Origin of the sequence: Streptococcus oralis, assembly GCF_003942585.1 — a bacterium.
Classification (GTDB): Bacteria; Bacillota; Bacilli; order Lactobacillales; family Streptococcaceae; genus Streptococcus; species Streptococcus oralis_BE.
On sequence record NZ_RJNK01000001.1, the window covers coordinates 485,935 to 497,036 of the forward strand.

9 protein-coding genes are annotated in these 11,102 nt (G+C 44.3%); 1 reads left to right on the forward strand and 8 read right to left on the reverse strand.

Translation table 11 applies throughout. The features are described from left to right. Positions 1-9: 9 nt before the first annotated feature. Genes D8862_RS02480 through D8862_RS02505 form a run of 6 tightly spaced genes read right to left on the reverse strand, consistent with a single transcriptional unit; the run spans position 10 to position 6,066 of the window. The gene (locus D8862_RS02480) at positions 10-1,113 is read right to left on the reverse strand and encodes a prephenate dehydrogenase (RefSeq protein WP_125448565.1); all 1,104 of its coding nucleotides are present in this window, start codon (positions 1,111-1,113) and stop codon (positions 10-12) included. Between the two features lie 9 nt (positions 1,114-1,122). Next, complete coding sequence (gene aroC / locus D8862_RS02485; protein ID WP_125448566.1) at positions 1,123-2,289, reverse strand: chorismate synthase; 1,167 nt, start codon at positions 2,287-2,289, stop codon at positions 1,123-1,125. 9 nt (positions 2,290-2,298) lie between these two features. After that, a complete protein-coding gene (aroB, locus tag D8862_RS02490) occupies positions 2,299-3,366 on the reverse strand; it encodes a 3-dehydroquinate synthase (RefSeq protein ID WP_125448567.1) in 1,068 nt (355 codons plus the stop codon). Positions 3,367-3,384: 18 nt separating this feature from the next. Continuing rightward, complete coding sequence (locus tag D8862_RS02495; protein WP_125448568.1) at positions 3,385-4,239, reverse strand: shikimate dehydrogenase; 855 nt, start codon at positions 4,237-4,239, stop codon at positions 3,385-3,387. Continuing rightward, entirely contained in the window at positions 4,229-4,906 is a 678-nt protein-coding gene (aroD, locus tag D8862_RS02500) for a type I 3-dehydroquinate dehydratase (protein ID WP_038805455.1), read from the reverse strand. The genes D8862_RS02495 and aroD overlap by 11 nt, the downstream gene beginning before the upstream one ends. Further along, positions 4,903-6,066 (reverse strand): class I SAM-dependent rRNA methyltransferase, encoded by a 1,164-nt coding sequence (locus D8862_RS02505; protein ID WP_185760820.1) that lies wholly within the window; start codon positions 6,064-6,066, stop codon positions 4,903-4,905. Before D8862_RS02505 ends, aroD begins: the two co-directional genes overlap by 4 nt. Before the next feature lie 271 nt (positions 6,067-6,337). Here D8862_RS02505 and D8862_RS02510 point away from each other — a divergent pair, with 271 nt between their 5' ends. Beyond that, on the forward strand, positions 6,338-7,786 hold the full coding sequence (locus tag D8862_RS02510; protein ID WP_125448569.1) for an alpha-amylase: 1,449 nt from the start codon (positions 6,338-6,340) through the stop codon (positions 7,784-7,786). 87 nt (positions 7,787-7,873) lie between these two features. Here the strand turns inward: D8862_RS02510 and alaS are convergent, their stop codons facing one another. Continuing rightward, positions 7,874-10,492 carry an alanine--tRNA ligase gene (gene alaS / locus D8862_RS02515; protein ID WP_125448570.1) on the reverse strand — a complete coding sequence of 873 codons (2,619 nt, stop codon included), beginning with the start codon at positions 10,490-10,492 and terminating at the stop codon, positions 7,874-7,876. A gap of 21 nt (positions 10,493-10,513) precedes the next feature. Beyond that, on the reverse strand, positions 10,514-10,999 hold the full coding sequence (locus D8862_RS02520) for an LURP-one-related/scramblase family protein (protein WP_125448571.1): 486 nt from the start codon (positions 10,997-10,999) through the stop codon (positions 10,514-10,516). Between the last annotated feature and the right edge of the window lie 103 nt (positions 11,000-11,102).

Below are 11,102 nucleotides of genomic sequence, written 5' to 3' on the forward strand. Positions count from 1 at the left end.
ATTATCTCCTTATTTGATAACGACTGTGTAGTCCGTATTTTCTGAAATTAAGCGCTCAGCTCGTTCCAGATCTTGAGTATTTTTAAAGGAAATTTGTAGAATCCCGTGAATATCCTCACGGTTTTCTTCGTTGATGTGGATGTTAACCAAGGAAGTTCCACGTAGCAATTCCAAAATCCGCAAGATGACATCTTCTTCATCGGGAACATCGATATAGAGGTCGTAAGAGCTATCCACACCACCACGCTTATGGATTTCCATAGCCTGCCGTTGCTCACGCGCTTGATTGAAAAAGTTCCATATTTGGTTTTCATCACCCTTGCTAATAGCTTGTCCAACCTCATCTAGGCGCTCCTTGAAGTCCTCAATTCGCTCTAGGATAGTTTCACGATTGGACAAGAGAATAGAAGTCCACATACCTGGCTCACTCTCCGCAATCCGAGTCATATCTCGAAAACCACCCGCCGCAAAGCGCCTTGCCATCTCATGTTCTTGAGCATAAACAGCCGTCTGCTCCATGAGACTGGAAGCCAGAATATGAGGAAAATGGCTAATCTGAGAAGTCACCCGATCATGCTCCTTGGCATCAATCTCGATAAAACGAGCATGAAGGCCTGAAAGCAGATCCTTCATTTCCTCAAGTGTGTCAGGACTTGTCAGGCTCGAAGGTGTGAAGATATAGTAGGCATTTTCGAAGAGATTAACATCCGCAGAGGCAGCTCCTGTTTTGTGGCTACCAGCCATGGGATGGGCCCCGACAAATCGAACAGGCTTGCTAGCCAAATACTTCTCCGCTGCATCCACAATAGCTGACTTGGTCGAACCTGCATCTGAAATAATGACGTCTTCTTTCAAGTCTAACATTGCCAACTCCTGAATAAAAGCAATGGTCTGCTTGATTGGTAAGGTCAGAATGATGACATCTGCCAGAGGAGCAAAACTGGCAAAATCATCCGTCGCACGGTCAATCATACCTTCTTTCAAGGCAATGTCTCTCGAAGACTGACTGCGATTATAACCTAAAATTTCATAGTCCGGATGATCACGCTTGATACCGAGCGCCATCGAAGCACCAATCAAACCGAGACCTGCGATATAGATGGTTTTTGCCATAGGAACTCCTTAATAGTTCTTTGTATATTCTCGGTGGTTAGCCACCGCTTCTTTTAATTCTTCTAGATTATCTGATAAGAATTTTTCAAGGATTTCTTGTGCCAGAACCGTTGCTACAACGGCTTCCATGACTACCCCAGCTGCTGGAAGGGCGGTCGGATCACTTCTCTCCACGGTTGCCTTGTAAGGTTCGTGGGTTTCGATATCCACACTCATGAGAGGTTTGTAGAGTGTGGGAATGGGTTTCATGACACCACGGATAACGATGGGCTGACCATTAGTCATACCACCTTCAAAACCACCTAGATTATTGGTACGGCGAGTATAGCCCTCTTCTTTAGACCAGAGAATTTCGTCCATGACTTGGCTGCCTTTGCGGTAACCAGCTTCAAATCCAAGACCAAATTCCACCCCTTTAAAGGCATTGATAGAAACAACTGCTTGGGCCAATCGCGCATCCAATTTTCTGTCCCATTGAACATAGGAACCGAGGCCAACTGGAACGCCTCCGACGACTGTCTCCACAACCCCACCGATGGTATCACCGTCACGTTTGATTTGGTCAATGTAGTCCTTGATTTCCTGTTCCCGTTCTTGGTTGACAATAGAAACTTCAGACTGGGCAGCTCGTTGCTTGATTTCAGCGACGGTTAGATTTTCAGGAATATCGATTTCCTTGCCACCAAAGACCACAACGTGGTTGGCAATCTCCATATCAAGTTCAGCCAAGAGACGTTTGGCTACTGCACCAACTGCAACTCGCATGGTGGTTTCACGGGCAGATGACCGCTCCAAAGAATTTCGTAAGTCATCAAAACGGTACTTAATGCCACCTACCAAGTCGGCATGACCTGGCCGAGGATGGGTAATTTTTCGTTTGCTTTTAAGACGCTCTTCAATGTCCTCCGCAGACATGATATCCAGCCATTTTTGGTGGTCCTTATTGACAACATCCATGGTAATGGGAGCCCCAGTCGTCTTCCCATGGCGAACACCCGAGGTAAAGACAACCTGGTCACTCTCAATTTTCATACGACCACCACGACCATATCCACCCTGACGACGTTTCAAATCTTCATTGATGACCTCTGCTGTCAAAGGAAGTCCAGCAGGAATTCCTTCAATGATAGCTGTCAGACGGGGGCCGTGTGATTCTCCTGCAGTTAAATATCTCATAGGCTCTCCTTATTTTACCAAGTAGTCTTTCATCTCTTCTAGGGAAACAGGGTGAATGGTTGCCGAACCAAGCTCTGGCACCAAGACCAATTTCAAGGTGTTCCCACGCGCTTTCTTGTCATGAGTCAAAGCCTGATAAAGCTTTTCAACATCCCAGTTTTCATACTCGACTGGCAAGCCAAATTGCTGACACATAGCTGTGATGGACTGGGTCATTCCTTCTGGCATAAGGCCTTTCTCCTCAGCAACCTTGGAAATCTGCACCATTCCCATAGCAACAGCCTCTCCATGCATGACTTTTCCATAACCTGCCGTTGCTTCTATGGCATGGCCAATGGTGTGCCCAAAATTGAGGTAAAGGCGGATACCATTGTCCAACTCATCCTCGACTACCATCTTGCGCTTCACCTGACAAGAATGTTCAATCAAAGTCTCTGCATGTTCCAAAATGCTTTCTACAGAACCATCTAACTCCGTCAAGAGAGCCCATAGCTCCACATCCTCAATCAAGCCATACTTGATGACCTCACCCATCCCTTCAATCAGCTCTCTTTTTCCAAGCGTTTCTAGGACAAGCGGATCAATCAGAACCCCGTCAGGTTGGGCAAAGGTTCCCACCATATTTTTAGCAAAAGGAGTATTAACACCCGTCTTACCACCGATAGAAGAATCTACCTGGGCTGTCAAACTAGTCGGAATCTGAACAAAGTGAATGCCCCGCATATAGGTAGAAGCTACAAAGCCAGCCAGGTCCCCAACGACACCACCACCAAGGGCCACAATCCCATCGCTACGAGTCAGACCTTGCTTGACTAGAAATTCATAGACTTTCTGAACAGTAGTCAGATTTTTCCGTCCTTCACCTTCTAAAAAGTCAAAAACGGCTACCTGAAAACCAGCATCTTCTAGGCTAAGCTTGACCTTCTCCGCGTAGAGTGAGGCCACGCGGTTGTCTGTTACGATAACCACTTTTTGCGGTTGCCAGAGTTCTCGCAACCATTGACCTGCTTGTGATAGACAACCTTTTTCAATCTGAATGTCATAAGGATGATGCGGAATATCGATTCTGATTTTCATAGGTGGTTCTCCTTTTCATTATTGGTATTTTTCTTTTAAGGACTTCCAAATCTCTTCAGTCGGCATTTCCTTACCTGTCCACAGTTGAAAAGCTTCAGCAGCTTGATAGAGCAACATTCCAAGACCATTGACCGCTGGATTGCCCTGACTTTTGGCCCATTTCAAAAATGGCGTATCAAAGGGTTGGTAAATAATATCGGCCAGCAATAGTTCTTCAGGTAAGACTATACTTGTCGGAACTGGTGACGACTGGCCATCCATCCCCACACTAGTGGCATTGACGAGCAGGTCCGACTTGCCAATCTTTTCTTGCAGTTCAGAAACATCTTCTAAAGCATACAAGTCCACTTTAAAGCCGGTTTGCTCCTGTAACTTGTCTAGATAAGGTCTTGTTTTTTCTATCGAAGCTGAACGAACAAAGACTGAAATCTGACTGACGTCATCCAAAATAGCCTGTGCCAAAATAGCCTTGGCTGCTCCACCTGCTCCTAGTATGGTCATCTTTTTACCTGAAATTGTAAAAGAAGGCAAGCTCTTAAAGAATCCCTTGCCATCTGTATTATATCCAATTAAATTGCCATTATCATTGACAACTGTGTTGACCGCCCCAATCAAACGAGCCTCATCACTCAACTCATCCAGATAAGGAATCACTTGCTCCTTGTAAGGCATGGAGAGGTTGATTCCAAACATCTGGTAACGGCGAATATTGGTTACTGTTTCCGCCAAGTCACCTGCTTCAATCTCCCAAGCCACATAGACACCATTGGTAGCTGTCGTCTCAAAGGCCCTATTGTGGATGAAGGGGGAAATAGAGTGTTTGATGGGATTGGCAACAACTGCAGCTAAACGTGTATAGCCATCAAGCTTCATCCAAAATCTCCCTGATTTTCTTCATGTTTGATAGCGAAATCTGACCTGGGGCACTCGCTTCATCTAGACTAGCAAATGACCAGCTAGAACCTGTCACATCTGAAGTGATACGCGAAACCTTACCAATTTTCCCCATTGAAATAGTCACGTACTCTTGCTCAGGATTGAGTGTCTTGAAACCTCGCGTATAATTCATCAGATCCAAAACATCCTGAGCTGTATTTGCCATTACTGATACTTTGACCACTTTCGGAGAGAGACTGGTCAACTCAGACAAGATTTCCATCATGTTTTCAGGTGTTTCCTGGAAATTGTGATAACTCAAGACCAGATTTGGAAAATCCAACATCTCCTCAAAAACATCCTTGTGGCTGAAATACTCAAAATCCACATAGTCTGGTTGGTAGAGTTGGGTCACTTCCTTGATGATTTGAACATACTCTTCTGAGGAAAGTTCGATTTCTCCTCCCTCAGCGCGAGTCCGAAGGGTAAAGACAAGTTCGCGTCCTGCAAATTTCTCAAAGATAGCGGGTGCTACCTGTAAAATAGCGTCCTTTGCAAGAAAGTCCGCACGCCACTCAATGATATCGGCATCTTCATACCTTGTGGCATCCAGTTCTTGCGCTTCCTCTAAACTTCTTGGCATTACTGAAACGACTAATTTCATCTACTAACCTTCATACTAATCACCTTGAGGTAATTACTGCTTTCATCTTTTTTATTATAGACAAAGTCTGCTGGAAGACCATATTGGTTCAAGACCTGATACCTTCTTCCTGCAAAACCTTTATCAATTTGTTCTGTAAATTTCTGGCGGGAAACATTGGCAGCATTGGTACTGGCAATGATAATACCTCCAGGATTTAAAATCTCTAAACTTTGGGAAATCAGCTTATGATAGTCCTTAGCTACAGAGAAAGTTTGTTTTTTATTGCGAGCAAAGCTAGGCGGATCAAGAACAATCACATCATAGATCAAGCCTTTTCGCTTGGCATACTTGAAGTACTCAAAAACGTCCATGACGATAAAACGATGATTGTCCGTGCTGAGTCCATTTGCCTGAAAATGAGCCTCTGACAGCTCTCTGGACCGTTTGGCCAAGTCGACAGAAGTCGTCTCACTCGCGCCTCCCATAGCTGCAGCAACTGAAAAGGCAGCCGTATAGGAAAACATATTGAGTAAGGATTTACCCATGGCTAAACCGTCTACCAAACTCCCACGAACCTCGTGCTGATCCAGAAAAATACCTGTCATCAGGCCATCATTCATAAAGACCTGATAGAGTACACCATTCTCAAGAACAGTAAAGTAGTCTGGCGCTTCCTCACCATAGACATGAGCAGACTCGTAGTCTAGACCTTTAAAACGAATCTTTTCATAAGCCCCCAAGACCTCAGGAAAGACTTCCTTAAAAACCTTTACAATAACCTTACGAATCTGGTAAACATAGGAGTTGTACCAAGAAAAAACCACATAATCTCCGTAGAGATCAATAGTCAGACCACCAAAACCATCCCCCTCTTGGTTAAAGAGGCGAAAGGCAGTAGTCAAGTCATCCTGATAATAAGACCTTCTAACTTCCTTAGCTTTACGAAACAGAGCTTCAAAAAAGGCTTGATTGAAAGGAACTTTTTCCTTGCTGATGAACCAGCCAATGCCCTTGTTCTGCTGAGAAAGATAGGCACTCCCTAAAAAATTCCCGTCTTGACTAAGAACTTCTACTGCCTGATCCGTCAGATCAATATCTGTTAAATCACTTGCTTCCAAAAGAACTAGACCCTTAGCTAGCTTTTTTTCAACACGTCTGCTGACCCTAATCCTATTCATAGCTACTATTATAGCAAATTTTGTGACAATTCTCAAAAAAGAAACCATTTGTCCATTTTTACTTTAGTTTACTAAGTGTCATTTTTGTTAAAAAGGTTTAATCATATCATTCTTTGTCCTAAGAACCCTTTTCCCAGCAATAGAGAGAGGGGGAGCAATCTCTAAAAATAGACAATTCTAGAAAGGAGTATAGAAAATTGCGCAAACGTTTGCCTAGTTCTAAACTTTATGGTAGAATATAACACATCATTGATAAGCAAGAGGAAAAACAATGCAAAATCAGACACTTATGCAATACTTTGAGTGGTATCTGCCTCATGACGGTCAGCACTGGACGCGTCTGGCTGAAGATGCTCAACACCTAGCAAATCTTGGTATCAGTCATGTCTGGATGCCCCCTGCCTTTAAGGCGACCAATGAAAAAGATGTGGGATATGGTGTTTATGATCTTTTTGATCTAGGTGAATTTCACCAAAAAGGGACTGTCCGTACCAAGTATGGTTTTAAGGAAGATTATCTCCAAACGATTCAGACACTCAAGGAGCATGGAATCCAACCAATGGCTGATATCGTTCTCAATCACAAGGCTGCAGCAGATCATATGGAAGCCTTTCAGGTTATTGAAGTGGACCCTGAGGATCGTACCGTTCAACTAAGCAAGCCCTTTACTATCAATGGCTGGACTCACTTTACTTTCGATGGTCGCCAAGATACCTACAATGACTTCCACTGGCACTGGTACCACTTCACAGGTACAGACTACGATGCCAAACGCCGTAAGTCTGGCATTTACCTGATCCAAGGAGATAATAAAGGTTGGGCAAATGAGGAATTGGTCGATAACGAAAACGGTAACTACGACTATCTCATGTACGCTGACCTGGACTTTAAGCACCCTGAAGTCATCCAAAACATCTATGACTGGGCTGACTGGTTCATGGAAACGACTGGTGTCGCAGGATTCCGCTTGGATGCCATTAAGCACATTGACTCCTTCTTTATGGGCAATTTCATCCGTGATATAAAGGAAAAATACGGAGAAGATTTCTATGTTTTTGGGGAATTTTGGAATCCAGATAAGGAAGCCAACCTAGACTATCTTGAGAAAACACAAGAACGTTTTGACCTTGTCGATGTTCGCCTCCACCAGAACTTCTTTGAGGCTAGTCAGGCTGGAACAAACTACGACCTTCGTGACATTTTCACAGATAGCTTGGTTGAACTCAAGCCTGACAAGGCTGTGACCTTTGTCGATAACCATGATACCCAAAGAGGTCAGGCACTTGAATCGACTGTTGAAGAATGGTTCAAGCCAGCAGCCTATGCCCTTATTCTATTACGCCAAGATGGCCTCCCATGTGTCTTTTACGGAGACTATTACGGTATCTCAGGGCAATATGCTCAACAAGATTTCAGAGAAGTTCTTGACCGTCTCCTAGCCATCCGAAAAGACTTGGCCTATGGAGAGCAAACAGACTACTTTGACGATGCCAACTGTATCGGTTGGGTTCGTTCAGGCGCTGAAAATCAATCCCCAATCGCTGTCCTTATCTCAAATGACCAAGAAAACAGCAAGTCTATGTTTGTCGGCCCAGAATGGGCTGACCAAACCTTTGTTGACCTCCTTGAAAATCACCCAGCACAAGTTACGATCAATGCTGAAGGTTATGGAGAATTTCCAGTAGCAGCGGGTTCAATCAGTGTCTGGGCAACAAAATAAACCTATCAGTTACAAGCCAGATCCAACCGGATTTGGCTTTTTTGTATTCACAAAAAGACCTACCCAAATGGATAGATCTTTGCTTGATTACAATTTACCTGCTACTGCCTCCAAGAGTTCTTGGATTTTCGCTTGGTTGCTTCCTCCTGCCATGGCCATGTCTGGTTTACCACCACCACGTCCATCGACGATTGGAGCCAATTCTTTAACCAAGTTGCCAGCGTGGATGTCTTTGATCTTGCTTGCAACAAGAACGTTCACCTTGTCACCGATAGCTGCAACTAGAACAAGCACGTCAGAGTAGTCTTTTTGTTTCCAGTTATCCGCAAAGGTACGAAGGGCGCCTGCATCTGATACAGAAACTTGGCTTGCAATGTAACGGTGGCCGTTGACTTCCTTCACATCCTTGAAGACATCACCTGCAGCCGCAGCTGCTGCTTTTTCCTTCAATTCTGCATTTTCTTTTTGAAGTTGACGGAGTTGCTCTTGAAGCCCTTCGACCTTGTGGGGTACTTCTTTGAGTTGAGGTGCTTTCAAGGTTGCTGCTACTGCTTTCAGAGCATCTTCTTGTTCGCGATAGGCTTCAAAGGCTTCCTTACCAGTCACTGCTAAGATGCGGCGAGTTCCTGAACCAATCCCTTCTTCTTTGACAATCTTGAAGAGACCAATCTCAGAAGTGTTGCCAACGTGGGTACCACCACAAAGCTCAACAGAGTAATCACCGATGGTCACAACACGAACTTCCTTGCCGTACTTTTCACCAAAGAGAGCCATGGCTCCCATTTCTTTAGCAGTGTCAATATCTGTCTCAACAGTTTCAACTGCGATCGCTCCCCAGATTTTCTCATTGACTTGTTGCTCAATGGCACGCAATTCTTCAGAAGTCACTGCTTGGAAATGCGTAAAGTCAAAGCGAAGGAATTCGACTTCGTTCAGAGATCCTGCTTGTGTCGCATGGTGGCCAAGGATATTGTGAAGAGCTGCATGGAGCAAGTGAGTCGCTGTGTGGTTTTTCATGACACGAAGGCGACGGTCTGTATCGATTGCCAAAGTATACTCTGCATTCAAAGCCAGCGGTGCAAGAACTTCAACTGTATGAAGTGGCTGGCCATTTGGTGCTTTTTGAACATCTGTCACAGTAGCAACAAGGTTTCCTGCAGCATCCAAGACTTGACCGTGGTCAGCCACCTGTCCACCCATTTCCGCGTAGAATGGAGTCTCTGCAAAGATAAGAGAGGCAGTTCCTTCTGATACAGCTTCTACTTCTGCATTGTCCGCTACGATAGCGACCAATTTAGAAGACAATTGAGATGCTTCATAGTTAAAGACACTTTCTACTGTTATATTTTGAAGGGTTTCATTTTGCATTCCCATTGAGCCACCTTTAACAGCTGACGCACGCGCACGTTCTTGCTGTTCTTTCATGGCTGCTTCAAAACCATCGCGGTCTACCGTCATGCCAGCTTCTTCAGCGATTTCTTCTGTCAATTCCACTGGGAATCCATAAGTATCATAGAGTTTGAAGACATCTGAACCAGCGATGACAGATTGACCCTTTTCTTTCAAATCAGCTACAATGGTTTCTGCAAAGTGTTGACCTGAATGAAGGGTACGAGCGAATGACTCTTCCTCGCTCTTAACGATTTTCTCGATAAAGTCACGTTTTTCAAGGACTTCTGGGTAGTAGCTTTCCATGATTTTTCCAACAGTTGGAACGAGTTTGTAAAGGAAAGGCTCATTGATACCCAATTTTTGACCATGCATGGAAGCGCGACGGAGGAGACGACGAAGAACGTAGCCACGACCTTCATTTCCTGGAAGGGCACCATCACCGATAGCAAATGAAAGTGAACGGATGTGGTCTGCAATGACCTTGAAGCTCATGTTGTCGCCATCTTGGTCATAGATCTTACCAGACAATTTCTCAACTTCACGAATGATTGGCATGAAGAGGTCCGTTTCAAAGTTTGTCTTAGCCCCTTGGATAACAGCCACCAAACGCTCCAAACCAGCGCCCGTATCAATGTTCTTGTGTGGTAATTCCTTGTATTCGCTACGAGGAACAGCAGGATCCGCGTTAAATTGTGACAAAACGATGTTCCAGATTTCGATGTAACGGTCGTTTTCGATATCTTCTGCAAGAAGGCGAATACCGATATTTTCTGGGTCAAAAGCTTCTCCACGGTCAAAGAAAATTTCTGTATCTGGTCCAGAAGGTCCAGCACCAATTTCCCAGAAGTTGTCCTCGATTGGGATCAAGTGACTTGGATCTACACCAACAGCAATCCAACGATTGTATGAATCTTTGTCATCAGGGTAATAGGTCATGTAGAGTTTTTCAGCTGGAAAATCAAACCATTCTGGGCTTGTCAAAAGCTCATAAGCCCAAGTGATAGCTTCATCACGGAAGTAATCCCCGATAGAGAAGTTCCCCAACATTTCAAACATGGTATGGTGGCGAGCAGTCTTTCCGACATTTTCGATATCGTTGGTACGAATCGCTTTTTGCGCATTGGTAATACGTGGATTTTCAGGGATAATGGTCCCGTCAAAGTATTTCTTAAGGGTAGCAACCCCTGAGTTGATCCACAAAAGTGTTGGGTCGTTTACTGGAACCAAGCTAACTGATGGTTCTACAGAGTGGCCTTTGCTTGCCCAGAAATCAAGCCACATTTGGCGAACTTGAGCACTAGATAGTTGTTTCATAATATCTCCTTATTTACTTGTTTAATTTGATTGGCTTTCCAACATTTCCACATAGTCAATCGCTACACAGAGGGAAATGACCAGGTCTGCATAAGAATCTTCATAGACGGTTACGGTGTAGGTTGAGGTCAGATGGAAAATCTCTTTCCGAATCTCGGCGACAAGCTGATCACGATCATCTAGCAATTTGAAATTCAAATCCCAAATATTGCCCTCGATACGAAGACCGAGGTTGTCAAATTCATACTTATCTCTGAAGAAAGTCAACTTCTTACGAATGACGAAATTTGACCCGTCCCGTAGCTGAATGTTAAAGCGAGGAAGCAAGGTGAAAAATTCTTTGCTGATTTCACTGACTTGCTCACCATAGGCGTCATAGATGGTAAAGGTCTTAGGAATTTGGAAGAAAGAGCCCTCCACCTGATAGTTCACTACTCCTCTATCATCCTTGATATCAAAGCGTTCGCCTCCAAGACGAAACTTTTGTTTCACGAGAAATGTCTTCATAAACACCTCCAAAAATCAAAAGACAAGCTCATATCACGAAGGGCGAAAAACCGCGGTACCACCTTCATTCAATGAACTTGTCATTCTCTTATTCTTATGCAAT